The sequence below is a fragment of the Streptomyces sp. NPDC059169 genome (genome assembly GCF_042755225.1).
Taxonomy (GTDB): domain Bacteria; phylum Actinomycetota; class Actinomycetes; order Streptomycetales; family Streptomycetaceae; genus Streptomyces.
The window spans coordinates 385,897-409,487 of sequence record NZ_JBHZCF010000005.1 but is presented as its reverse complement, the minus strand read 5'-3'; the positions used below and the strand labels follow the sequence as shown (position 1 = coordinate 409,487).

The following is a 23,591-nucleotide window of genomic DNA, read 5'->3' as shown; positions in this document are numbered from 1 at the left end:
GCGTGGGGAACGAGTGTGCTCAGAGGTGGGCGTAGACGTCGTCGAGGGAGATCCCCCGGGCGACCATCATCACCTGGACGTGGTACAGCAGCTGGGAGATCTCCTCCGCTGCCGCGTCCTTGCCCTCGTACTCGGCGGCCATCCAGACCTCGGCGGCCTCCTCGACGACCTTCTTGCCGATGGCATGGACGCCCTTGTCGACGAGCTCGGCGGTGCGGGAGGTGGCGGGATCGCCGTTGGCGGCCTTGTGCTGGAGCTCGGTGAAGAGCTCCTCGAACGTCTTCTTGGACATGGTGGTCCCACCCTACGCGGAACTGCGCTCCCCTCAGCGCCAGGGTTCAGATACTGAACGCAGGATGGTCGCGGTGGCCACGGCAGCGGTGACCGCCTCGTGCCCCTTGTCCTCGTTGGAGCCCTCCAGCCCGGCCCGGTCCAGGGCCTGCTCCTCGGTGTCACAGGTCAGTACCCCGAATCCGACGGGCACGCCGGTGTCGACCGACACCTGGGTGAGGCCGTGGGTGACTCCCTGGCACACGTACTCGAAGTGGGGGGTGCCGCCCCGGATGACGACGCCCAGCGCCACGATGGCGTCGTAGCCCCGGCCCGCCAGCACCTTGGCGACGACCGGGAGCTCGAAGCTCCCGGGGACCCGCAGCAGGGTCGGCTCGTCGATGCCCAGCTCGTGCAGGGCGCGCAGGGCGCCGTCGACGAGGCCGTCCATGATCTTCTCGTGCCACTGGGCCGCGATGACGGCCACACGGAGGTCTCCGCAGTTCCGTACGGACAGTTCGGGTGCGCCCTTGCCGCTCACGTGTCTCCTCGTTCCTTTTCTTACTGGTTGCCGCAGGTCGACGCGGTTGCGCCGTCGAGCCAGGGCAGGTCGTGTCCCATGCGGTCCCGCTTGGTGCGCAGGTACCGCAGGTTGTGCTCGCCCACCTGCACCGGCATGGCTTCGCGGCCGGTGACCCGCAGGCCGTGGCGGACCAGCGCGGTGATCTTGTCAGGGTTGTTGGTCATCAGTCGGAGGCTGCGTACGCCGAGGTCGTCGAGGATCTGCGCTCCCGCCGCGTAGTCCCGGGCGTCGGCGGGCAGGCCCAGCTCCAGATTGGCGTCCAGGGTGTCCCGACCACGCTCCTGGAGCTCGTACGCCCGTAGCTTGGACATCAGACCGATGCCGCGGCCCTCGTGCCCCCGCAGGTAGACGACCACTCCGCGACCTGCTTCGGCGATGCGCTCCATGGAGGCCTGCAGCTGGGGGCCGCAGTCACAGCGCAGCGAATGGAAGATGTCGCCGGTCAGGCATTCGGAGTGGACGCGGACGAGGACGTCCTCGCCGTCACCGAGACTGCCGTGGACGAGGGCGACGTGCTCGACGCCGTCGACGGTGGACCGGTAGCCGTAGGCGGTGAAGGCCCCGTGGGCGGTGGGGAGGCTGGTCTCGGCCTCGCGGCGGACCGTCGGCTCGGAGCTGCGCCGGTAGGCGACGAGGTCCTCGATGGAGATGATCGTCAGCCCGTGCTTGCGCGCGAACGGGATCAGTTCCGGCAGCCGGAGCATTTCGCCGTCCTCGCCGGCGATCTCGACGATCGCTCCTGCCGGGCGGAGCCCGGCGAGCCGGGCCAGGTCCACGGCGGCCTCGGTGTGACCGTTGCGTACGAGGACACCGCCGGGCTTGGCGCGCAGCGGGAAGACATGGCCGGGGCGCACGAAGTCGGACGCCTCCGCGGTGCCGCCGGCCAGCAGCCGCAGGGTGGTGGCCCGGTCGGCGGCGGAGATGCCGGTACTCACGCCGTGCGCGGCGGAGGCGTCGACGGACACGGTGAAGGCCGTGCTCATCGACTCGGTGTTGTGCTCGACCATCTGGGGCAGTTGCAGACGCTCCAGCTCGTCGCTCTCCATGGGGGCGCAGATCAGCCCACGGCACTCGCTCATCATGAAGGCGACTATCTCGGGCGTAGCCTTCTCCGCCGCGATCACGAGGTCGCCCTCGTTCTCACGGTCCTCGTCGTCGACGACCACGACGGGGCGGCCCGCGGCGATGTCCCGGACAGCCTGCTCGACGGGGTCGAGGGAGAGGTCCTCGGCACCGTCGGCGTACCAGGTACCGGTCGGGTCGGTGCCGATCGGCGTGGACGGGACGGTGCCAGAAGCGGGGCGGACGGTCATGCCGGGGCTCCTTCCAGGGAGGGCTCGGCGCTGCGGCGGGAGCGCAGCCACCAGTCGCGCATGCCCCACAGGACGAGCGCGCCGTAGATCACGTAGACGAATCCGGAGAAGGCGTAGCCGTTCGCGAAGTTCAGCGGGACCCCTACGAGGTCGACCAGCAGCCAGGCGAACCAGAACTCGACCATGCCCCGGGCCTGGGCGTACATGGCGACGAGCGTGCCGACGAAGATGTAGGCGTCGGGCCACGGGTCCCAGGACAGATTCGGGTAGGCGGTGAAGAGCAGGGCCACGGCGACGGTGCCGAGTGCGGCCCCGGCGACCATCGCGCCGCGCTCGCGCCAGGTGGCGAAGCGGACGGCGATCGAGCCGTCCTGCGCCTGTCCCCTGCCGCGGGTCCACTTCCACCAGCCCCAGGTGGCGACGGCCATGACGACGACCTGCTTGCCGGCGCTCCCGGTCAGGTGGGAGGCGAACGCGACGAAGAGGACGAGGCCGGAGAGGAACTGGACGGGCCAGGTCCACACCGAGCGGCGCCAGCCGAGCGCGAGGGCGGTCAGGCCGATCACGTTGCCGATCATGTCGGACCACTTGATCTGCTGGTCGAAGGCGGTGAACGCCTCCGAGTTCAGCCACTGAACGGCGCTCACTCGGCGGCCTCCTCGGAGGCGCACGCGCCCATCAGCCGCTCCACGTACTTGGCGATGACGTCGACCTCGAGGTTGACCGGGTCACCGGGCTGCTTGATGCCCAGGGTGGTCAGCGCGAGGGTCGTGGGGATCAGGCTGACGGTGAAGTGGTCGGTGGCCGCGTCGACGACGGTGAGGCTGATGCCGTCGACGGTGATGGAGCCCTTCTCGACCACGTAGCGGGCGAGCCCGGCCGGGAGCGAGATCGTGACGATCTCCCAGTTCTCCGACGGTTTGCGGTCGATGACGGTGCCGGTGCCGTCGACGTGTCCCTGGACGATGTGCCCGCCGAGGCGACCGCCGACGGCCATGGGCCGCTCCAGGTTGACGCGGGACCCGACGGTGAGTGCACCCAGGCTGGAACGGTTCAGCGTCTCGGCCATCACGTCGGCGGTGAACTCGCCGTCGCCGGACTCCACCACGGTGAGGCAGACGCCGTTGACGGCGATGGAGTCGCCGTGCCGGGCGCCGTCGGTGACGACGGGGCCGGACAGGCGGAAGCGGGACGCGTCGCCGAGGTCCTCGACCGCGGTGACCTCACCCAGCTCTTCGACGATTCCGGTGAACACTCAGCGCTCCTTCTGGGCGGTGGGGACGGCAGTGATCCGCAGGTCGGGGCCGATCGCCACGGTCTCGATCAGGTCGAGTCGCAAGGCGTCGGTGATGGTGGTGATTCCGGCGTCGGCGAGGGCCGCCGGGCCTGCGCCGAGGAATACGGGCGCGAGGTAGCCGACGACTCGATCGACGGCTCCCGCGGCGACGAAGGACCCGGCAAGACGCGGGCCGCCTTCGAGCAGCACGGACCGGATACCGCGCCCGTACAGCTCGGCGAGCAGCGCGTGCACGGAGATGCCGCGCTCGTCGGCGCGCAGCCTGGCGCACTCGACGTCGGGCAGGTGTCGGGTGTCGGCGTCCTCGGCGACGGCGACGAGAGTGGGGGCCGCACCGTCCAGGATCCGGGCGGTCGGCGGGATGGTCGCGCGGCTGTCGAGGACGACGCGGAGCGGCTGGGTGGCACCTTCGACACCGCGGACGGCGAGGTGCGGGTCATCGGCGTGGAGCGTTCCCGAGCCCACGACCACCGCGTCGACCTCGGCCCGCAGCCGGTGCACGTCGGCACGGGACTCGGGCGAGCTGATCCAGCGGCTGGTCCCGTCGGCGGCGGCGATCCGGCCGTCGAGGGTGGCGGCGTACTTCCAGACCACGTGCGGGCGGCCGAGGCGCACGGAGGTGAGCCAGGCGGTGTTGCCGGCCTCCGCCTCGTCCGCGAGGAGTCCCTGCGCGACCTCGACGCCGGCCGCCCTCAGGGTGTCGGCACCACCGGTCGCCTGCGGGTTCGGGTCGGCGACCGCGTACAGGACGCGGGCGATCCCGGCGTCGACGAGCGCCCGTGCACACGGACCGGTACGGCCGGTGTGGTTGCAGGGTTCGAGGGTGACGTAGGCAGTGCCGCCTCGGGCGCGCTCGCCCGCCGCCCGGAGGGCGTGGACTTCGGCGTGCGGTCCGCCGGCGCGCTGGTGGTACCCCTCGCCGACGGTCCGGCCGGTGGCGTCGGTGATGACGCACCCGACGACCGGGTTGGGGCTGGTGGAGCCGAGTCCGCCGGCGGCGAGCGCAACGGCTCGGCGCATGGCGTCCGTGTCGGCTGCGGTGGCCACCGGGTCCTCCTGCCTCTTCGGGCACGGACTCCGGGGCTGTCGATAGCGACAGGGAGCGGAACGACATCTACGGGAACGCCTGCGCCGACGGAAGCCGTTCGTCGCGTAGACGACCGGCCACAGACGGCCGACGGACCACGAGGGCCGCCCGCCGCGCACTGCCTCCCATCCGGACTTTCACCGTCGGTCCAGGAATTTCACCTGGTCAACCGGCCGCTGGATGCGGACGGGTCGCGGACTGTAACCGCCGGTTCGGAATTACACCGACCCCGGAGTGCGCTGCTGCTGATACAGGGCAAGTGTGCCACGCCCGCCACTGAGCCACGCGGGCGATCCCCTGTGTGCTGGCTCACAGAGGTGTCCCACCCCGACTCCGATCCGCACCATTGACCTAGTGGTCTAGTCCTCTTAGTCTCTGCGTCACCCCTCCGCGAGCTCGGGCAGCCGCGGGCTCCGGGCCCCAACACGCCCCGCCCGCCACCCTGTCGAGCGGCGGCCACACCACCCGACCACCGTCAGGGAGCGGGCCCCGCCCGCCGCTGTGCGGCAAAGGACTGCGGCCGGGGCAACACCGCCCGTCCACGGGCGGGTTGGTGCACGGGGAACGGGGAATCCGGGACCACGAGCGGGAGCGGGCCCGCCCCGTCGCCCCGCACAGACGCCCGGCGGCGGTTCCCGGCCCTTGCCGCCGCCGGGTCCCCCGCCACGTGGACCTCCGGCGCGGGCCTCGCGATCGCCGGGGTCGCCCCGATCGCCTACGCCTCCGGGCTCGTCACACCCCCGGGGATCGGTGCGATCACCGACCTGACGTCGCCGGCGGTGTCGTTCACGCTGGTGACCGTGCCGGCCTTCGGCCTGGTGCTGGCCGCGGGCACGCTCCGGCACGGCGGCCGGACCGGCGCTGCCGGGGGTCGAAGCGTCCGCGACCAGCACGGCAAGGTGAGTCGGTCGGTTCCCCGCCCGGGACGAGGACGCCCCGAAGGGTGGACGAGCCGCACCGCCGGTCAGCCGCTTGCCAGCTCGTAGGCGTAGTCGGGGGTGAACGTCCCCGGCTCCCCCTTGCAGCCGTCCGACTCTCCCGGCAGCTTCACCCACAGGTAGGCGTCGATGCGAGCCTCTCCGGTGGCCGTCGTCGGCCCCGTGCCGATCGCCCGGCCCCCAGGGTCGCACCAATCCCCCGCCGCGGGGGCGCCGTTGCCGTTGCGGCTCGTGTCGACGACGGCGCCCAGGTGCCCGGGTCCGCCCAGCGCCGCCAGCACCCGGCGGGCGTAGCGGACCTCGTCCGCCGTCCGGTGGAAGTTGGACACGTTGGTGAAGATGCCGTCCGAGGCGGTCGTGGCACCGGCCGCGCGCAGCAGCGCGGCCTGCTCGCCCGCCGGGTTCCAGCCGGAGTGGCCGGCGTCGAAGTAGACCTTCGCCCGCGGGTTCGCGGCCTTCAGCGTGCGACCGGCACGGCCCAGTGAGGCGAACCGGGCGGCCCGCTCGGCGGCGGAGAGGCAGTTCGCCTGCGCGATCGAGTCGGGTTCGAGGACCACGATGACCGGCTTCCCGCCGAGGCCGGCGGCGAAGGCCCGGATCCAGTCGTCGTAGGCCGCGAGGTTCGGTGCGCCGCCCTGGGAGGCGCCTCCGCAGTCGCGGTCAGGAATGGCATAGGGCACGAGGACCGGCACGCGCCCCGCGGCTGCGGCAGCCGACGTCACCGAACGCACCTGGCCCGTGATGGCGCCCGGATCGGCGGACGTGAACCAGACGGCGGTCGGCTGGGCGGCGATCCGGGCTTCGATGAGCGGACGCCGAGGGTCGTCGCGGTTGGCCCGCACCCAGTCGATGACCTGTGACCGCGGATCGAGGTACAGCCGGGAGCCGACGGTCGACACCTCCGTGCGCCGCGTCGGGCGAGGTGCGGGCCGGGGAGCGCGTTTCGCCGGGGCCGTGGGTGAGGCCGCCGGAGACGACGGCACGGCAGTGGACCGCGTGGGACTGGGCCGCGCCGGCAGCGGCACCTCCAACAGTGAGCTGCTGACCTCGGGACGTGCCGTGTCCCGGTCGTCCTCCGCTCCCCCGATCGCGCTCACCAGGCCGGTGGCCGTGCCCACGGCGACGACCGCCGAGGCCGCCGCGGCCATCAGGCCGTGGCGCGCGGCGCTCCGCCGCTCGTCCCGTTCCGCCCGGCGCTTCGTGCGTACGCCTGACACGTGCGTGCTCCCTCCCCCGCCGCCGTGACGGGGCCGTTCCCCCGTTCTGGGGAAGGCCTCGGCCAGGCGGCACGCGCCCGAGCCTATGGCTGGAACGCTGCCCCCATGGCGCAGATCGAACAGTTCGCGGCGCAGACCGACTTCCGCCGTCCTTCGATCGGTCCGGTAGTGGAGCGGATGCGCACGTTCCGCTCTCGCTGGCCGGCGACGGACGGAGTTGCGGTGTTCAACCGCGTCTACCTCGCGGTGACGGAGGAGCTCGGGCGGCGGATCGGCTGCGGCGAGTTCCCGGACCGGAGGACGGCGGTCACGCTGGGCGTTCTCTTCGCCGAGCGCTACCTGGCGGCCGTCGACGCCGTCACGGCCGACCGGCGGCCGCCCGCCTGCTGGCGTCCGCTGTTCGAGTACCGCCGCCATCCCGGCGTACGCCCGCTGCAGTTCGCACTGGCCGGGATCAACGCGCACATCGGGCACGATCTTCCACTCGCCGTGGTGGACACCTGCCGTACGCTCGGCTGCGAACCGGCGGCTCTGGAGGGGGACTTCGACCGGGTAGGTGACGTCCTCACCCTGCTGGAGGAGCGCATCCGCGAAGATGTGATGCCGGGGCCCGATCTCCTGGAGGTCGCCGATCCCCTGACGCATCTCGTCGGATCGTGGAGCCTGGAGAAGGCCCGCGAGGGAGCCTGGTCCGCTGCGCTGCTGCTCTGGCGACTCAGGGATCTCCCCTCAGTGGCGCGCGAGTTCACCGTGCGGCTGGACGCGGGCGTCGGGCTCGTCGGACGCTGCCTGCTCACCCCCTGGCCCTGAGCGCCCCGCTTCCCCTCCGACCTCCGGCGACCCGGCGCCCGCGGAGGCACCGGACGGGGCCGGGTGATCCTCGCGGCATCCGGCCCAGGACGGGCCGACCCGGGTGACCGGGCGGTACGCGGGGCGGCGGTGGTGCACGAGGGCGCACCGGCGGGCTCCGCCCGCGTGCGGAGCCGCCGCCGGCCGGGGTGTCCGGCCGGCGGCGGCTGGTGCGACCACCCGGGGCCGACCGGATCGCGGCAGGCGGCGGGGGTTCGTTGGGGGCCGGACCCGGGCCCGGCGGGCGCCTCAGTCCTCGGGAAGCTCCACGGGGGCGATCTCGTCGAACAGGTCGCCGGGGCCGGGGTTGGTGCCGTCGGTGGCACCGCCGAAGTGGTGCATCACACCCCACACCGCGTTGAGTGCCGTCTGGACGGCTCCCTCGGCCCAGCCGGCGGTCCAGGAGATGTCGTCGCCCGCGAGGAAGATGCCGCGCTTGTCCGCGGGCAGCCGGTCCTGCATGAAGTGGGTGAACAGACGGCGCTGGTACCGGTAGTGGCCCGGCAGGTTGGCCTTGAACGCACCCATGAAGTAGGGCTCGTTCTCCCAGGAGACGGTCACCGGGTTGCCGATGATGTGCTTCCGGATGTCGACGTTCGGGTAGATCTCGCCGAGGGACTTGAGCATGACCTCCATGCGCTCGTTCGCGGACAGCGGCAGCCACTTGAGGCTGTCGTCGCACCACGTGTAGGAGAGGCAGATGACGGCCGGCTTGTCGGGGCCGTCGTCGAGGAGGTACGTGCCGCGCGTCATGCGGTCGGTGAGCGTCATCGACATGACGTCACGGTCCGTCGGGTTCCCCTTGTCGTCGACGGCCTTGTCCAGCCAGAACGGCCGGTCGACCGGCACGAACAGCTTGGACGACTCCATGTAGTGCGTCCGCTCCATCGCGGTCCAGTGGTCGATGGGGAAGAGCGAGTCGTCGCAAGCGATCTTCGACAGCAGCATCCAGGACTGCGCGGTGAAGATGGCCGCGGCGTAGGTGCGGATGTCGCCCGAAGCATCGGTGACGGTGATGCGGTTACCGGCGGTGCGGTGCAGGCGCGTCACCGCGGGCCGCGGCGCTCCGTCGTGCAGCGTCGCGAGCGAGGTTCCCTGCGCCCAGTGGACGATCTTCCTGGGCTCGCGGTCCCACAGCCGCAGCGGCAGTTGCTGCGAGCCGCCGACGATGCCGCGGTGGTGGTCGTCGGCCTCGGTGTAGACGACTCGGAGGATCTCCAGGATGGAGTTCGGGAAGTCGGTGTCCCAGCCGCCGGTACCGAAGCCGACCTGGCCGAAGATCTCGCGGTGCCGGAAGGACTTGAAGGCCTCGGAGTCGCAGAGGAAGCCGTAGAAGGTCTGGTTGTCGAGCTTTTCGACGAGCTTCGCCCAGATCTCGCGGATGCGCGGGACGTCACGCTCGCGCAGGGCGCGGTTCATGTCGGAGAAGTCCGCACCCTCTTCCAGGCAGGCGTTCCACGCGTTCATGACGTCGCGGTAGACCTGTGGCAGGTCGTCGATGGTCTCCGCGTAGTGCGACTCGCCCTTGAGGTCCACCACGGTCGACGGGGTGGCCTCGGCCAGCGGGTTGGGGAACGGCTTCGTCTCCAGGCCCACCAGGTCGATGTAGTGCTGTAGCGCGGTCGAGGAGGGCGGGAAGCGCATCGCGCCCATCTCCGCGGTCAGCGAGGGGTCGCATCCGTCGAAGCCGACCGTGCGCAGTCGTCCGCCGATCCGGTCCGCCTCGTAGACGACCGGCTTGAGCCCCATCTTCATCAGTTCGTAGGCCGCGATGATGCCGGAGAGTCCGCCGCCGATGACGGCGATCTCGGTGCCGTGCTCGGTCGCGGGCACCTGGCCGAGGCCCGCCGGGTGGGCGAGGAAGTCGTCGTAGGCGAACGGGAAGTCCGGCCCGAACATGGTGATCGGCGGCTGCGCGTCGGTGTGCGGGACGGAGGTGGGCACCGTGGACGTCATGGGGGTGTTGCTCCTGGTCTGGCGGGGCGAGAGGGCTAGCGGGCGAGCGACTCGTACAGGCCTGGCCGGCGGTCGCGCAGGTAGGTGTTGACGGCGCGCGAGGCTGCGAGCGCTTCCGGGTCGGCGTCGGCGATCACCATCTCCTCGCCGTGGCCCGCGCGGGCCCTCGTGACTCCGTCCGGGCCGGCGAGGCAGCTCAGTCCGACGAAGTCGAACTCGCGCTCACGGCCGGCCCGGTTGACGTACGCGATGTACATCTGGTTCTCGAAGGCACGCACCGGGACGAGCTTCTCGGCGACGAACTGGAACGGGTGCATCAGCGCGGTCGGCGCGAGCAGCAGATCGGTCCCGGCGAGGCCGTGGGCGCGGACGTTCTCGGGGAATTCGACGTCGTAGCAGATCACGATCCCGATGCGGAGGCCGCCGAGGTCGGCCTGGACGACCGGCTCGTCGCCCGGCGTGAACCACCGCTGCTCGAAGCAGCCGAAGAGGTGGGTCTTGCGGTAGTTGGCACGGCGGGTGCCGTCGGGGCCGATGAGCTGAGCGGCGTTGTACACCAGCCCGTCCTCGGCGCCGGTGCCGCGCTCGGGATAGCCGTAGAAGACGGCGATCCGGTGGCGACGGGCGATCTCCGCGACGGCCCGGGCGGAGTCGCCGCCGGCCGGCTCGGCCAGCCGCGGCACGTCGGCGCCGATGGCGTAGCCCGTGAGGAACATCTCGGGGCAGACGAGGAGCCCCGCTCCCGAGGCTGCGGCACGGGCGGCGTGGCTGTCGAGGATCTCGAGGTTCTTCGCGACGTCGCCGGGTGTCCCGGAGCTCTGGAGCAGGGCGGTGCGCAGCGGCGGCATGGGCGGACCTCGGGAAGGGTGGCGGGGGTGTCGGGACGACGTTGAAAAGGTACGTTCCGGCGATCGGCCCGGACAAGGCGAGACCGTTGCGTTCCGCGTGCCGATCCATTGCGCGGATGGCCTGCCCGGCGGTGATTCGTTGCGTCCGGGTCCTCCCCGGGGCCCATCGGCGCCCCGCCGGGCGGCGGAGATGGATCGGCCCCCGGGAGCGATGTCCGGCGGACCCCCGCGCGGAACAGTGGTGCGTGCCCGATCACCTCCGGAAAGGACGCTCGCATGAACGGTCGCACGAAGGTCGCCGCACTCACCGCGGCCCTACTGATCAGCGCCGGTGCCGTGGGCTCCGCCGCCGCCTCGGGGGATGGCGACGGAGGAAGCACCCGGGAGGCCGCCTCCCTGACCGGCACGGCCAAGCTGTACCGCCCGGCAGGCGACGACATCACGTTCTCCTTCGACGCCCATCTCGCCGCGAAGGACAACAAGGACCCGGAGAAGGCCTACGGGACCTTCCGCTTCAGCCACTACGTGAACGGCAAGGGGGGCTGGGCGAAGGCGAAGGTCGACTGCCTGATGACCGGGGGGAAGGTGGCCGTGGTGACGGGGGTCGTCACCGACTCGGACACGCCCTTCAAGGGCAAGCGGGTCGGCGTCACCGTCCACGACCGGGGCGGGCACGACCGCCTCGGCTACAGCTGGGCCACCGGGCAGGACATCGAGGACGTTCCCAGGTGCCTGGGCTCGGCCCCCTTCGAGATCGTGAAGGCGGGCACGGGCGACTTCGCGGTCCTGCCGTGGCACCCGGAGTACCCGACGCCCTGACGGTCAGCCGGGCGAGCCCGACGAGAACCGCCTGAGCAGCGGGGACAGCACCAGAACGGACTTCGTGCGCTCCACGTAGGGCTCGCCGGCGATCCGTTCCAGCACGTGCTCGAAGTGGCGCATGTCGGCGGCGAAGACCTGGACGATCGCGTCCGCCTCCCCGGTGACGGTGGAGGCGGACACGACTTCCGGGTACCGCTCGAGGCCGCGCTTGATCGATTCGGGCGAGGTGTTGCTGCGGCAGTAGATCTCGATGTAGCCCTCGGTCTCCCAGCCCATGGCGGCGGGGTCGACCCGGACGGTGAAGCCGGTGATGGCTCCCTCGGCCCGCAGCCTGTCCACGCGCCGCTTGACGGCGGGCGCGGACAGGCCGACGAGCGAACCGATGTCGGCGTAGGAACGGCGGGCGTCCTCGGCGAGGGCGTGGACGATGCGTTCGTCGAGATCGTTCAGTCGCACAGGGGGTGGATCACTTCTCTGCTGTTGCCAGTCGGGAGCGGCGCAGGCCGTACAGGAAGTAGAACACGAGCCCGGCGGCCATCCAGCCACCGAACCACATCCACGTGACGGGCGGCAGGCTGAACATCATGTACGCGCAGAAGGCGAAGCCCAGGACCGGCGTGACCGGGAAGAGCATCACCCTGAAGGTGCGGTTCATGTCGGGCCGCTTGTAGCGCAGGATGATCACGGCGACATTGACCAGGCCGAACGCGAAGAGGGTGCCGATGCTGGTGGCATTGGCCAACTCGCCCAGCGGGATGAAGGCGGCGAGGGCGCCGCAGAACAGGGAGACGATCACCGTGTTGGCCTTCGGGGCGCCGGTGCGGCCGTCCACCTTGGCGAACACCTTGGGCACCAGGCCGTCGCGGGACATCGCGAAGAGGATGCGGGTCTGGCCGTAGAGCACGGCGAACACGACGCTGGCGATGGCGATGACCGCACCCGCGGCCAGGACGACGCCCCAGAAGCTCTGACCCGTGACGTCCTTCATGATCTGGGCGAGCGCAGCCTCGGTTCCCGCGAAGTCCTTCCACGGCATGGCTCCGACGGCGACCAGGGCGACGAGGCAGTAGAGCCCGGTGACGATGAACAGCGACAGCATGATCGCGCGCGGCAGGTCCCGCTTCGGGTCCTTCGCCTCCTCGCCGGCGGTGGACGCGGCGTCGAAGCCGATGTAGGAGAAGAAGAGCGAGGCCGCAGCAGCGCTGATGCCGGAGACGCCGAGCGGGGCGAGCGGGGTGTAGTTGCCCGCCTTGATCCCCATGAAGCCGATGCCGATGAACAGCACCAGCGTCACGATCTTGACGCCGACCATGATCGAGTTCACTCGGGCGCTCTCCTTGGCGCCGCCCATCAGGAAGACCATGGAGAGCAACACGACGACCAGCGCGGGAAGGTTGATGAAGCCGCCCTCCCCGATCGGCGCCGAAACCGCTTCGGGGATGGTCACGCCGATCGTGCCGTCCAGCAGTTCGTTGAGGTACTCGCCCCAGCCGACCGCGACGGCCGCGACCGACACCCCGTACTCCAGCACCAGGCACCAGCCGCAGATCCAGGCGATGAGCTCGCCCATCGTCGCGTAGGCGTACGAGTAGGAAGAGCCCGAAACCGGGACCGCGCCGGCCAGTTCGGCGTACGACAGTGCGGAGAACAGGGCGGTGAGTCCGGCGACGACGAACGATATCGCCACGGCCGGGCCGGCCAGCGGGGTGGCTTCGCCCAGCACGACGAAGATCCCGGTGCCGAGGGTGGCGCCAATGCTGATCATCGTCAGCTGCCACATCGTCAGCGAACGGCGCAGACTGCCGCCTTCGCCCTGGCCGCCCTCGGCGACGAGCTGCTCGACCGGCTTGCGGCGCATCAGGCGGCCACCGAGGCCGGCGGCCGGGACGGTGGCGTCCTGTTGGGGAGTGACGGGGGGCGCTGCGCCGTTGTCCAACACTTTGGGGAGGCTCCTTATCGCTGCCTATCGAGGGCGGCGACCGCGGCGGCCCGTGCGCGGGCATGGCTGAGCAGCCCTGAGCGCGGGGAACCGCCGAGCAGACGGTCCCCGCCACTCCACGTACAGCGAGGACCTTACGAGGCAGGCGTTCCCGCTCGTAATGGACGAGCTTTGCGCACCAGCGCAAGATCGTTGCGTGGTTCCGGATGCCACGGAGGAACGTTGCACAGCTGCGCAAAAGCGTTCAGAGTTCGCGCAGTCGGTCGGCGATCTCCCTGAGGAGGAGGGGGTCGCGCACTCCCTGCGGACCGGTCGGCGCCGACACGCGGACCAGTCCGGCTTCGACCAGGTCGACGACCAACACCCGGACCACCGTGAGGGGCAGATCGGCGTCGGCGGCGACCTCCGCGACCGGGCGCGCACCTCGGCGGACCAGCTCCAGCAGCGCGCTGCGGGCGTGGTCGAGCTGCGGGGTGGGCCGGTCCCATTCCACCGCCGTGACCAGGGACATCAGATCGACGTGGTGCTCTGCGGCAGGCCGGGTCCGGCCCCGGGTCACGGTGTAGGGCCGCACCATCGACCCGGTGTCCTCCTCGTACCAGTGGTCGCTCACGGGCTAGGAGTCGACGGCCTCGCCTCGGAGACCGAGCGCACGGGCACGGCCAGGTGCCGACCGACCCGCTTGACCAGAAGTGACATCTCATGGGCCAGCTGCCCGACGTCGGTCTCGATGTCGCTGAGGACGGCGAGCCTGCTGCCGTCGCCCGCCGGGGTGATGAACAGGTACGCGCCGTCGAGCATGACCATGGTCTGCCGGACCTTCCCGGCTGCGAAGCGGGAACCCGTTTCCTTGGCCAGGCTGTGGAATCCCGCGCACACGGCGGAGAGATGCTCGATGTCACGCGCGGGCATCCCACGGGAAGCACAGGTGACCAGGCCGTCGGAGGTCAGCAGCACCGCCTGCCGGACGTGGTCCGTCCGCGCCAGCAGGTCGTCCAGCAGCCAACCGAGGTCGCCCGCGGGGGTGTGGTCGGCATCGCCGGTGTGGTCTCTGTCGTTCGGGTCAGCCATCGTGGCCCGTCCCTTCCTCGTTGGTGCGGAAGCCCCCGGCCTGTTCCGGATCGGCGTTGCGGCCCCGGTCGAGGCCTCGTTGGAACGCGCCGAAGATGGCGCGCATCTCCTCGGGGCTGACCTCCCGGCTGGGGCGGTCCTGTGCCGGCTCGACCGGCTCCTCCCGCAGGGGCGCGGCGAGGGATGCCTGGCGCACCCGGGTGGGCAGGGCCCCTGCGCGGGAACCGGAATCCGGAGACGGCGTGCCGGCCGAGCCCGACGCACCGGACCCGCTCGACGCACCGGACCTCGCCGGAGGGTCCTGCTGCGCCTCCGTGGGGGCAGTCTGCCGCGTCCTCACGGGGAGCCCGGGTGGGCCGGGAGCCGCGGCGTCGCCCTCTGCGCCGTCCGGTCGTCCCGCGGCACGCGGTCCGGCCTCCGGAACACCGCCCGTGGTGGGGCCGCCGCCCGGTCGGCCGGCGGCCCCGTCGCCCGTGCCCGCCGGCTCGGCGGCCTTCCCGCGGGGAACGCCCGGAGGCGAGGAGCTACGGGTGGGGCTGGTCGGCACCCGGGGCACCGGGACGCCGTCGTCCGCTTCGCCGGGCGATGCCGCGGCCTCGGGTCCGTCGCCCGCAGCGCGGTGCTGCTCCGCCCCGTCGCCGTACGGGGAGTCCCCCGCCCGCCGCCGTCCCCGTACGGGCAGGGCGCGAATGACCGCTCCGCCCGCCACCGGCCGCGGGTCCGGCCGACCGTGCTCGGGCAGGAGGACCGGGGGAGCGGCCGGTGCCGGCTGGGGCACGGTGTCCGGTTGCGACCCGTCCCGTGCCTCGACCGGCGACCCGTCCCGCGACTCGACCGGTTCGGTGATCGCGTTCGGCAGCAGCACGACCGCGGTGGTACCCCCGTACGGAGAGCGGGTGAGCGTGACGGTGATGCCGTGCCGCGCCGCGAGCCGCCCCACGATGTACAGGCCCAGGCGTTCGTCCTGGACCGGATCGAAGTCGCCCGGGTGGGCCAGGGTCCGCTGCGCGAGGGCGAGTTCCTCACTGTCCATACCGAGGCCGCGGTCGTCGACCTCCAGGACGAAACCGTTGCGGGCGGCCCCGGTGCGCATCGTCACCTGGGTGTGCGGCGGGGAGAACACGGTCGCGTTCTCCACGAGCTCGGCCACCAGGTGCACCACGTCGGCCACCGCTTCGGCGGCCACGCCCACGGCGGGCATCGGTGGGACGACGACACGGGTGTAGTCCTCGATCTCGCCGACAGCCGCGGCCACGACGTCGACCAGGGGGACCGGCTTGCGCCAGCGCCGCCCCGGTGCGGCGCCCGAGAGGATGATCAGCCCCTCCGCATGACGGCGCATGCGGGTCGTCAGATGGTCGATCCGGAAGAGGTCCTCGAGGGTGTCGGGGTCGGTGGTCCGGCGTTCCAGCGTGTCGACCAGCTTCGCCTGACGGTGCACGAGTGCCTGGTTGCGACGGGCGATGTTCAGCAGCACGGCGAAGATGCCGCGCCGCAGCGTCGCCTGCTTGACCGCGGCTTCCACGGCTGCGCGGCGGGCCGTGTTCAGCGCGTGTCCGACCTGGGCGATCTCGTCCGGTTCGCGGTCGTCGTCGCCGAAGTCGATCGGAGGCGCTTCCACGGCGGCGTCGACTGCCTCGCCCGCCCCGAGCCGTTCCATGACGTCGGGAAGCTGCCGGGTCGCCAGTACGTCCGCGGCGTCCCGGAGCGCCACCAGCCGCCGCGCGATGCGCCGGCCCGCACTGACCGAGAGCCAGATGGACAACACGACCGCGACGAGCCCGACGACGCCGACGACCGCCGCCTTGACCATCTCCCGGTAGGCGAAGGCCCGGCCCCGCTCCGCCGCGTTGAGGGCCGCATCGGTGCACAGCAGCATGTAGCGCTGGACGGCCCGGTCCGTCGTCGTCCGCCACGACTCGGTCGCCATGGCCCTGCCCGCGCCGGAGGCACCCGCGCGCAGCAGGGCGTCCTCGCCGGTGGTCAGCGCACGGTACTCGGCGCCGCGTTCGAAGTCGCGGAAGAGCGCGCGGGAGTCCTCCGGGAGGTCGGCCACGTAGGTGCGGTGGAAGACGCGCCGGTCCTCGATGGTGGCGGTGAGCGTGTCGTACTGGGCGTCGGTGAGTCGGCGGGCGGCGCGCGCTCCGGCCACGAGCGCGTCCTCCCGTGACACGAACTCCCGTACCCGCACCAGCTCCACCACGACCTGTGCCTCGCGCGCGAGCTGCCCCGCTTGCAGCGCCGTGAGCTGGGACTGGACGTCAAAGGTCGGCTCGATGATCGCGGTGTACGCGTCGACGGCCTGGTTCCAGGTGACCGACCTGTCGACGACCTGTCCCCGCAGTCGCTCCAGCCGCGAGGCCGCGCCGACCATGGTGTCCAGTGACTGCCGCTGCCGGTCGGAGAGTTCCTCGCGCATCTCCTCGTCGCCGACCGCCTTGCGCATGGCGTCCACCGCGCGGTCCGTCGCGCGCTGCTGTTCCAGGAGCCCGGCGGTGGCCGCACCAGCGCGCGGTCCGGCTCCCAGGTATGCGGCGGTCATCCTCCGCTCGATCTGGATCTGTCCGACGGCCGTGTCCACGGGGGTGCCGAACGCCTCGTAGACGCTCTGGAGCCGGATCAGGGCTCGCAGGTCCCCCGTGACCGACACCATGGCGAAGCTCCACAGCGTCATCAGGGCGACGACCGGCAGGACGGTCAGGGCCACGATCCGGCCACGGATCGTGGGATAGCGCAAACGCCGGCGCATGAACTCCCCAGGGCGATCGGGACAACCGGCCAGCGGCGGTTACCACGCGGTAGGGGCAGTCAAGCTACGCGATCCCTCCTGCGTGGCGCAATGCTCCCGCCGGTAACCCCATCGGGGCGACCCCACTCGTCCACGGGCACCCCGGCAGACCTGCCGGAGCACACCGCGGAAGCCACGGACGGCATGGTGCATCGTACCGATCCGGCCACTCCTCGGCGCCCCATCGGCCGGTGGAGCGGTGGTCGCGGCCCCTCCCGATGCGTGGCCGCGGGTGGGGCCTCCGCCCCGCCGCACGACGCGGGGTCGCCCCGGCGCGTCCCCACCCGGACGCGACACCGGGGACCGTGCGCGTCGTCGCTGCCCGGACCCTCCGACCGGGAGCCCGCAGGCTTCGACGGAGGAACGGCCGCCGGCACCGGGACCGATGCCGGGGGCGACCGCCGCCGCGCCCGGGGCCGTCCGATGCGGGCGCCGTCGCGGAACCGGGGACGTGACGGGACAGAAATGTCCGCATCGGGGTAGCACCTAAGTCTCCGTACCCGACGATCGGAGGCGCGACGTGACGCCCGAGACGAGCTGGCTCGACCCCCGCCCCTTCCTGCGCGGGGTGGCCTGGTGGGACGGCCGGCGTGCGGTGCGGGCCGATCCGGCGGACATGGCGGGACTGCCGTGGGACACCTGCGAGCGCGCCGCACTGCCGATCGGCATGCAGGTCGAGTTCACCTCGCCCGGCGCCGCGCGGGCGATCGAGCTGCGCTACCGCGCCGAGGTACCGGGGGCGACCGACGCCCTACGCGACATCGCGCACTGCTTCGCCCTGTGGCAGGGCGACCGGTGCGTGCACGAGTCATTCACCGAACCGGCCGAGGAGGCGACGGTGACGATCGGGCTGCCGCCCGGGGAAGGCCCGTTCACGATCCATCCGCCCGAGTCGCAGGCTCCGGTGATCCTCGGCCTGCGGGGCGTCGGCGGACACCTGGCCCCCGCCCCGGCCCGGCCCCGCTGGCTGGTCCACGGCGACTCCATCACGGAGGGCTGGTGGTCCACGCGTCCCGCGCACAGCTGGCCCGCCACGGCGGGCCGGACCCTCGGTCTGGAGACCGTCAACCTCGGCTACGCGGGCGGGGCGCGCGGCGAACTCGCCGTCGCACAGCACCTGGCGGGCCTCCCCGGCGACCTGGTCACCCTCGCCTTCGGCACCAACTGCTGGTCCCGCACCCCGTACAGCGCGCCCCTGCTCTACGAGACGGTCCGCGCCTTCATCACGCTCGTGCGCCGGGGGCATCCGGACACTCCCCTGCTGTTGCTGTCCCCCGTGCTGCGCCCGGAGGCCGAATCGACGGAGAACCCCCTCGGCGCCACCCTCGCCGACTTGCGCACGGCGATGGAGGACGCCGTCCGGGGACTGGTGGCTGCGGGGGACGGACGGTTGGCGCTGTTGTCGGGGCTCGACCTGCTGACGGCCGGGCACCTGGCGGACGGGCTGCACCCCAACGACGCAGGGCACGCCCTGATCGCGGCGGCGGTCGCGGACGCCGTGCGGACCGCGGGGTTCACCGGACGGACCTGCCGGATCGCAGCCTGAGCGGGCCGGTCGCGGCCGGCCCGAACGGAGCTGACGGCACGTTGCGTCGGGGCGGGCTTCGCACTGACCACCAGTCACCGTCTCCGGCGCACCTGGTCGTTCTGATCCCGGCGGTCGATGCCCACCGGGATCAGAGGCACCGAGGGGACGGCCTGGATGCCGCCGTGCCGTGCTCGACGACCACCGGGGGCCGCACGCCCGGCGCCGACCGGTCACCACCCTCCGGGCAGCCGGGGTCGTCCCCGAGCGGTCGAGGCGACCGGCGCACCTCTCCGGCAGCACGCTGCGCGAGCACGACCGGACGACCGTCCGGCCCGGGCGGGAAACCCCCGGGCGGGCCGCCGACCGTGCCGGAAGGACCTCAAGCAGCGTGGTCCCCGGACCGGCGGACGGCAACGGCAACGGCAACGGCAACGGCAACGGCAACGGCCCAGCGTGCCCACGGGCCGTTGCGGGTCCTACCAGGGCGGACGGAGCTGCTTTCGCAACACGCCCTAGCTCCAGCTGGCGTGCAGCGGCTTGCCCTCGGCGTATCCGGCGGCGCTCTGTACGCCCACGACGGCCTTCTCGGCGAACTCCTCCAGCGAGCCGGCGCCGGCGTAGGTGCAGGAGGAACGGACGCCCGCGATGATCGAGTCGATCAGGTCCTCGACGCCCGGCCGGGCCGGGTCGAGGAACATCCGCGAGGTGGAGATGCCCTCCTCGAACAGGGCCTTGCGCGCCCGGTCGTACGACGACTCCTCGCTCGTGCGGTTGCGGACCGCCCTGGCGGACGCCATGCCGAAGGACTCCTTGTAGAGCCGCCCGTCGGCGGTCTGCTGAAGGTCACCGGGAGACTCGTACGTGCCGGCGAACCAGGAGCCGACCATCACGTTGGACGCGCCCGCGGCGAGCGCCATGGCGACGTCGCGGGGATGGCGGACACCGCCGTCCGCCCACACGTGCTTGCCGAACTTCTTCGCCTCGGCGGCGCACTCCAGCACGGCGGAGAACTGCGGACGGCCCACGCCGGTCATCATGCGGGTGGTGCACATGGCGCCCGGACCCACACCGACCTTGATGATGTCCGCGCCCGCCTCGACGAGGTCCCTGACGCCCTCGGCGGCGACGATGTTGCCCGCGGCGACGGGCACCTGCGGGTCGAGACCGCGGACGGCCCTGATCGCCGAGATCATGGATTCCTGGTGGCCGTGGGCCGTGTCCACGACGAGGGTGTCCACACCCGCGTCGAGGAGCTGCTTGGCCTTGCCCGCGACGTCGCCGTTGATCCCGACGGCGGCGGCGATCCGCAGCCTGCCGCCGGCGTCGGTCGCCGGGGTGTAGAGCGTGGCGCGCAGGGCACCCTTGCGGGTCAGCACGCCCGCCAGCCTGCCGTCGCGGTCCACGGCAGGAGCGATCTTGCGGTTGGCGTTGTCGAGCGTGATGAACGCCTCGCGCGGCTCGATGTCCGCGTCGATCCGCAGCAGGTCCTTGGACATGACCTCGGACAGCTGGGTGAAGCGGTCCACCCCGGACAGGTCGTGCTCGGTGACGATGCCCACCGGCCGGTGCTCCGCGTCGACGACGACCCCGGCACCGTGCGCCCGCTTCGGCAGCAGGGACAGCGCGTCGGCGACGGTCTGGTGGGGGGTCAGCACGATGGGGGTGTCGAGTACGAGGTGGCGCGTCTTCACCCAGGAGACGACCTCGGTGACGACCTCGATCGGAATGTCCTGCGGGATGACGACGAGGCCGCCCCGGCGGGCCACGGTCTCGGCCATCCGGCGGCCTGCGATCGCGGTCATGTTGGCGACGATCAGCGGGATCGTGGTCCCCGATCCGTCCGGGGAGGCGAGGTCGACGCCCTGGCGGGAGCCCACGGCCGAGCGGCTCGGCACCATGAACACATCGTCGTACGTCAGGTCGTACGGCGGCTTGAGGTCATTGAGGAAACGCACGTGCAGAACATCCCAGTCGATCGGAGTGACCCCCGGGCAGTACAGCCGGGGAAGACGCACGTACTTCATTCTCCCACGGCAGGGAGCTCGAACCGCCCGGGTCGATTATCCAGGACCTCGCAACGTGCCCTCGTCGGATCCTCCAAGAGCGATCAACACCACGAGCCGTCCCGGCATCGTGTCGACCGCTCGGGCGAAAACGTCCTGGGCGGTCCCCCACTCGTCGGGGCGGGCTGCCGCGTACCCCTGCCAGCGGTGGACCAGGACGAGCGCGCCCTGCTCGCCGGGCAGGTCCGTGAGGCAGTCCGCGAGCGCGTCCCAGTTGCGCCCGAACCACGCCGGGAGCCCGAGGTCGACCGCACACCGGTCCATGAAGGCGACCTTGTCCACGACGCCGTGGAGGTCGAGCACCGTGATGTTCCGACCGGCAGCCGCGCCGAACAGCGGCGCGAGGGGGTCGTTCCGCATCGGCACACCTCCTGACGTCTCGTCGTTGGTCCTGCGTACCGGAACCCTCCGTAGTAGACCTCCCCTCCACGCGTGGCGGCCATGCGGCACGCCCACGGTCGCGTGGTGAAGGTGGTGAAGTCGGTGCCCGAGGGGTAGGCAATGCCCGTGCAGCACAGTGACGACACAGAGCGCGCCCGCCAGGAATCCGCCCGCCTGATGGCCGAGAACGTCCACGGCGTGGCCCTGACCTGGGTGGACGTCGCAGGCCTCACCCGGGTCAAGACCGTCCCCGCCGGCCGGCTGCCCCAAGCCGCCACGCGCGGCGTCGGCATGTCTCCCGTGTTCGACGTCTACCTCGTGGACGACTCGATCACCACCAGCTCCCACATCGGCGGTCCCGACGGCGACTTGAGACTCGTCCCCGACCTCGAACGGCTGACCGTCCTCTCGGCGCAACCGGGCTGGGCGTGGGCCCCGGTCGACCGGTACGACCAGCAGGGAGAGCCGTACGCCGCCTGCCAACGCCTGTTCGCTCGGCGCATGGCCGAACGGGCCGCGGCCCAGGCGGTCGACCTGCGGATGGGTTTCGAGACCGAATGGACCGTGCTGCGCGACGGAGCGGTCCCGTGCACCGGACCGGCATACGGGATGGCGCGGGTGGTCGAGCTCTCCGACTACGTGCGGGAGCTGATGCGCACCCTGGTGTCCCAGGGCGTCGACGTGCTGCAGATCCACCCGGAGTACGCCGCAGGGCAGTTCGAGGTGTCGGTCGCCCCGTCGGACCCGGTGGGCGCGGCGGACCTCGCCGTCCTCGTCCGCGAGACGATCCGCGCCGTGTCCCTGCGCCACGGCCTCACGGCGCTGTTCGGGCCGGCGGTGACGGCCGGCGGCGTCGGCAACGGCGGGCACCTGCACCTGAGCCTGTGGCGGGAGGACCACAACCTGTGCCGGGACGGCGACGGCCCCTTCGGGATGACCAGTGCGTGCGAGGCGTTCCTGGCCGGCGTGCTCGACGCCCTGCCCGCGCTGCTCGCCATCGGCGCGCCGACCCCGGCGAGCTACCTGCGGCTGGAACCCTCCCGCTGGGCGGGGGCGTTCCAATGCTGGGGCCTGGAGAACCGCGAGGCGGCGCTGCGCTTCATCACCGGCGCCCCGGACGACCCGAACGGCGCGAACGCGGAGGTCAAGTGCTTCGACGCGGCGGCCAACCCGTACCTGGTCACGGGTGCGGTCATCGCCGCGGGCCTGGCGGGCCTCGAAAGGAAGGCCTCCCTGCCGCCGCCCGTCCAGGGCGACCCGGCGGCGGGGAGCGGGACCCCGGCACCACCGCGGCTGCCGAGATCGCTACCGGAGGCCGTGGAACACTTCGGCCGCTCGGAGGTGCTGCGGGAGGCGTTGGGCGACGCCCTGTTCGACGCGGTCGTCGCTGTGCGCCGGGCGGAGGCCGAGCTCTTCGAGGGGAAGACCCCTCAGGAGATCGCCGACGCGACGCGCGGACGGTACTGAATGGCGCCCGCGTTGCCCTCCCTCGTCGACCACCACTGCCACGGGGTGCTGCGCCACGGTCCCGACGACGAGGAATTCACCTCGTACCTGACCGAGTCCGACGCCCCGGCCGCCCCGGGAACCAGCTTCTTCGACACCCAGCTGGGCTTCGCGGTGCGGCGCTGGTGCCCCCCACTGCTCGGATTGGAGGCCCACTGCCCTCCCGACAGCTACCTGGCGCGCCGACGGGAGCTCGGTGCGATGGAGGCGACGCGGCTGCTGCTGGGGGCGAGCGGCACCGGCACGTACCTCGTCGACACCGGGCTGCCCGGCGACCTCACGGGCCCCGGAGAGCTGGCGGAGCTCGGCGGGGCCAGGGCGGGCACGATCGTGCGGCTGGAGTCGCTGGCCGAGCGTACGGCGGACGCGGAACCGGACGCCGAGGCGTTCGTCGCCGTCTTCGACAGGGTGGTCGCGGCTTCCGCGGCCACCGCGACGGGGTTCAAGTCGATCGCCGCGTACCGCCACGGCCTGGGCCTGCACCCCGATCCGCCGCCGACCGGGGACGTGCTCGGTGCGGCTTCGCGCTGGCTGGAGTCCCGTGGGCCGGGTGGGCGGATCACGGATCCCGTGCTGCTGCGCCACCTACTGTGGTCGGCGGTGCGCACGGGTCTGCCGCTGCAGCTCCACACCGGATTCGGTGACCCCGACCTGCGGCTCGACCGTTGCGACCCGCTCCTGCTCACCGACTTCATCCGGGCGGTCGGACCCTACGGCTGCCCGCTGGTGCTGTTGCACGGCTACCCGTACCACCGCCACGCGGCCTACCTTGCCAACGTCTTTCCGCACGTGTACGCGGACGTGGGGCTGGCCCTGTCCCACACGGGGGCCCGGGCCGCCGCCGTACTCGCCGAGGCGCTGGAACTCACCCCGTTCGGCAAGATGCTCTACTCCAGCGACGCCTTCGGGCTCCCCGAGCTCTACGTCGTGGGCGCGCGGGTCTTCGCCGAGGCGCTGGGCCGTCTCCTGGACGACTGGACGTCGTCCGGTGCCTGGTCGCAGGAGGACGCAGGACGCGTGGCGGAGCTCCTGGCCGCGGGGAACGCACGGCGCCTCTACCGCCTGGAGCCGGCCGCCGCGCCGTGAAGCCGGGGCACGACCGGGCGCCCGGTCGGTGACCGCTCGGACGCCGGGG

At 72.1% G+C, this 23,591-nt stretch carries 21 protein-coding genes and 1 riboswitch; of the genes, 5 read left to right on the top strand and 16 right to left on the bottom strand.

Features of this window, described 5'->3' with window-relative positions; all coding sequences use genetic code 11:
* Window positions 1-19: 19 nt before the first annotated feature.
* The 7 genes from ACFXOM_RS12555 to ACFXOM_RS12525 all read right to left on the bottom strand — a co-directional run bounded on the left by ACFXOM_RS12555 (window position 20) and on the right by ACFXOM_RS12525 (window position 6,705).
* Window positions 20-292, bottom strand: coding sequence for a phosphoribosyl-ATP diphosphatase (locus tag ACFXOM_RS12555; RefSeq protein WP_011027788.1), 273 nt, complete (start codon window positions 290-292; stop codon window positions 20-22).
* Between the two features lie 33 nt (window positions 293-325).
* Window positions 326-811 (bottom strand): 6,7-dimethyl-8-ribityllumazine synthase, encoded by a 486-nt coding sequence (gene ribH / locus ACFXOM_RS12550; RefSeq protein WP_384937918.1) that lies wholly within the window; start codon window positions 809-811, stop codon window positions 326-328.
* A 20-nt stretch (window positions 812-831) separates the two neighbouring features.
* The gene (locus tag ACFXOM_RS12545) at window positions 832-2,166 is read right to left on the bottom strand and encodes a bifunctional 3,4-dihydroxy-2-butanone-4-phosphate synthase/GTP cyclohydrolase II (RefSeq protein WP_384937921.1); all 1,335 of its coding nucleotides are present in this window, start codon (window positions 2,164-2,166) and stop codon (window positions 832-834) included.
* Entirely contained in the window at window positions 2,163-2,813 is a 651-nt protein-coding gene (locus ACFXOM_RS12540; protein ID WP_384937923.1) for a nicotinamide riboside transporter PnuC, read from the bottom strand. The genes ACFXOM_RS12545 and ACFXOM_RS12540 overlap by 4 nt, the downstream gene beginning before the upstream one ends.
* Window positions 2,810-3,421, bottom strand: coding sequence for a riboflavin synthase (locus ACFXOM_RS12535; protein ID WP_385037835.1), 612 nt, complete (start codon window positions 3,419-3,421; stop codon window positions 2,810-2,812). Before ACFXOM_RS12535 ends, ACFXOM_RS12540 begins: the two co-directional genes overlap by 4 nt.
* Complete coding sequence (ribD, locus tag ACFXOM_RS12530; RefSeq protein WP_385037832.1) at window positions 3,422-4,510, bottom strand: bifunctional diaminohydroxyphosphoribosylaminopyrimidine deaminase/5-amino-6-(5-phosphoribosylamino)uracil reductase RibD; 1,089 nt, start codon at window positions 4,508-4,510, stop codon at window positions 3,422-3,424. It lies immediately after the preceding gene.
* Between the two features lie 151 nt (window positions 4,511-4,661).
* Window positions 4,662-4,792: riboswitch (FMN riboswitch) on the bottom strand.
* Between the two features lie 722 nt (window positions 4,793-5,514).
* The gene (locus ACFXOM_RS12525) at window positions 5,515-6,705 is read right to left on the bottom strand and encodes a glycoside hydrolase family 6 protein (protein WP_384937930.1); all 1,191 of its coding nucleotides are present in this window, start codon (window positions 6,703-6,705) and stop codon (window positions 5,515-5,517) included.
* A 105-nt stretch (window positions 6,706-6,810) separates the two neighbouring features.
* Here ACFXOM_RS12525 and ACFXOM_RS12520 point away from each other — a divergent pair, with 105 nt between their 5' ends.
* A complete protein-coding gene (locus tag ACFXOM_RS12520) occupies window positions 6,811-7,515 on the top strand; it encodes a DUF5995 family protein (protein WP_384937933.1) in 705 nt (234 codons plus the stop codon).
* 288 nt (window positions 7,516-7,803) lie between these two features.
* Here the strand turns inward: ACFXOM_RS12520 and ACFXOM_RS12515 are convergent, their stop codons facing one another.
* The gene (locus ACFXOM_RS12515; protein ID WP_384937936.1) at window positions 7,804-9,510 is read right to left on the bottom strand and encodes a flavin monoamine oxidase family protein; all 1,707 of its coding nucleotides are present in this window, start codon (window positions 9,508-9,510) and stop codon (window positions 7,804-7,806) included.
* Between the two features lie 35 nt (window positions 9,511-9,545).
* Window positions 9,546-10,358: a carbon-nitrogen hydrolase family protein gene (locus ACFXOM_RS12510; RefSeq protein WP_384937939.1), complete on the bottom strand. Its 813-nt coding sequence runs from the start codon at window positions 10,356-10,358 to the stop codon at window positions 9,546-9,548.
* A gap of 276 nt (window positions 10,359-10,634) precedes the next feature.
* On the opposite strand from ACFXOM_RS12510, the gene ACFXOM_RS12505 reads away from it, so the two are divergent.
* A complete protein-coding gene (locus ACFXOM_RS12505; protein WP_384937942.1) occupies window positions 10,635-11,177 on the top strand; it encodes a Repetin in 543 nt (180 codons plus the stop codon).
* Between the two features lie 3 nt (window positions 11,178-11,180).
* Here ACFXOM_RS12505 and ACFXOM_RS12500 read toward each other — a convergent pair whose 3' ends face one another.
* The 5 genes from ACFXOM_RS12500 to ACFXOM_RS12480 form a co-directional block, all read right to left on the bottom strand.
* On the bottom strand, window positions 11,181-11,636 hold the full coding sequence (locus ACFXOM_RS12500) for an Lrp/AsnC family transcriptional regulator (protein WP_384937945.1): 456 nt from the start codon (window positions 11,634-11,636) through the stop codon (window positions 11,181-11,183).
* A gap of 10 nt (window positions 11,637-11,646) precedes the next feature.
* Window positions 11,647-13,119 (bottom strand): amino acid permease, encoded by a 1,473-nt coding sequence (locus ACFXOM_RS12495; protein ID WP_384937947.1) that lies wholly within the window; start codon window positions 13,117-13,119, stop codon window positions 11,647-11,649.
* Window positions 13,120-13,363: 244 nt separating this feature from the next.
* Complete coding sequence (locus ACFXOM_RS12490) at window positions 13,364-13,732, bottom strand: DUF742 domain-containing protein (RefSeq protein WP_384937950.1); 369 nt, start codon at window positions 13,730-13,732, stop codon at window positions 13,364-13,366.
* A complete protein-coding gene (locus ACFXOM_RS12485) occupies window positions 13,729-14,190 on the bottom strand; it encodes a roadblock/LC7 domain-containing protein (protein WP_384937953.1) in 462 nt (153 codons plus the stop codon). Before ACFXOM_RS12485 ends, ACFXOM_RS12490 begins: the two co-directional genes overlap by 4 nt.
* Window positions 14,183-16,939 carry a nitrate- and nitrite sensing domain-containing protein gene (locus ACFXOM_RS12480; protein WP_385037829.1) on the bottom strand — a complete coding sequence of 919 codons (2,757 nt, stop codon included), beginning with the start codon at window positions 16,937-16,939 and terminating at the stop codon, window positions 14,183-14,185. Before ACFXOM_RS12480 ends, ACFXOM_RS12485 begins: the two co-directional genes overlap by 8 nt.
* A gap of 559 nt (window positions 16,940-17,498) precedes the next feature.
* Between ACFXOM_RS12480 and ACFXOM_RS12475 the strand changes: the two genes are divergently transcribed.
* Window positions 17,499-18,524 carry a GDSL-type esterase/lipase family protein gene (locus ACFXOM_RS12475; protein WP_384947114.1) on the top strand — a complete coding sequence of 342 codons (1,026 nt, stop codon included), beginning with the start codon at window positions 17,499-17,501 and terminating at the stop codon, window positions 18,522-18,524.
* Window positions 18,525-19,018: 494 nt separating this feature from the next.
* Here the strand turns inward: ACFXOM_RS12475 and ACFXOM_RS12470 are convergent, their stop codons facing one another.
* Both ACFXOM_RS12470 and ACFXOM_RS12465 read right to left on the bottom strand, forming a co-directional pair.
* Complete coding sequence (locus tag ACFXOM_RS12470) at window positions 19,019-20,461, bottom strand: GuaB1 family IMP dehydrogenase-related protein (RefSeq protein WP_385037881.1); 1,443 nt, start codon at window positions 20,459-20,461, stop codon at window positions 19,019-19,021.
* 105 nt (window positions 20,462-20,566) lie between these two features.
* Window positions 20,567-20,929 (bottom strand): barstar family protein, encoded by a 363-nt coding sequence (locus tag ACFXOM_RS12465; RefSeq protein ID WP_384937961.1) that lies wholly within the window; start codon window positions 20,927-20,929, stop codon window positions 20,567-20,569.
* Window positions 20,930-21,070: 141 nt separating this feature from the next.
* On the opposite strand from ACFXOM_RS12465, the gene ACFXOM_RS12460 reads away from it, so the two are divergent.
* Both ACFXOM_RS12460 and ACFXOM_RS12455 read left to right on the top strand, forming a co-directional pair.
* Complete coding sequence (locus ACFXOM_RS12460) at window positions 21,071-22,417, top strand: glutamine synthetase (RefSeq protein ID WP_385037826.1); 1,347 nt, start codon at window positions 21,071-21,073, stop codon at window positions 22,415-22,417.
* Complete coding sequence (locus ACFXOM_RS12455) at window positions 22,418-23,542, top strand: amidohydrolase family protein (protein WP_384947117.1); 1,125 nt, start codon at window positions 22,418-22,420, stop codon at window positions 23,540-23,542.
* Window positions 23,543-23,591: the final 49 nt, after the last annotated feature.

Bases quoted from the DNA above. Each gene is read 5' to 3' on its own strand.
- ACFXOM_RS12555 (WP_011027788.1), bottom strand. From the start codon at position 292: ATGTCCAAGAAGACGTTCGAGGAGCTCTTCACCGAGCTCCAGCACAAG.
- ACFXOM_RS12545 (WP_384937921.1), bottom strand. From the start codon at position 2,166: ATGACCGTCCGCCCCGCTTCTGGCACCGTCCCGTCCACGCCGATCGGC.
- ACFXOM_RS12520 (WP_384937933.1), top strand. From the start codon at position 6,811: ATGGCGCAGATCGAACAGTTCGCGGCGCAGACCGACTTCCGCCGTCCT.
- ACFXOM_RS12515 (WP_384937936.1), bottom strand. From the start codon at position 9,510: ATGACGTCCACGGTGCCCACCTCCGTCCCGCACACCGACGCGCAGCCG.
- ACFXOM_RS12510 (WP_384937939.1), bottom strand. From the start codon at position 10,358: ATGCCGCCGCTGCGCACCGCCCTGCTCCAGAGCTCCGGGACACCCGGC.
- ACFXOM_RS12505 (WP_384937942.1), top strand. From the start codon at position 10,635: ATGAACGGTCGCACGAAGGTCGCCGCACTCACCGCGGCCCTACTGATC.
- ACFXOM_RS12485 (WP_384937953.1), bottom strand. From the start codon at position 14,190: ATGGCTGACCCGAACGACAGAGACCACACCGGCGATGCCGACCACACC.
- ACFXOM_RS12480 (WP_385037829.1), bottom strand. From the start codon at position 16,939: ATGCGCCGGCGTTTGCGCTATCCCACGATCCGTGGCCGGATCGTGGCC.
- ACFXOM_RS12465 (WP_384937961.1), bottom strand. From the start codon at position 20,929: ATGCGGAACGACCCCCTCGCGCCGCTGTTCGGCGCGGCTGCCGGTCGG.
- ACFXOM_RS12460 (WP_385037826.1), top strand. From the start codon at position 21,071: ATGCCCGTGCAGCACAGTGACGACACAGAGCGCGCCCGCCAGGAATCC.
- ACFXOM_RS12455 (WP_384947117.1), top strand. From the start codon at position 22,418: ATGGCGCCCGCGTTGCCCTCCCTCGTCGACCACCACTGCCACGGGGTG.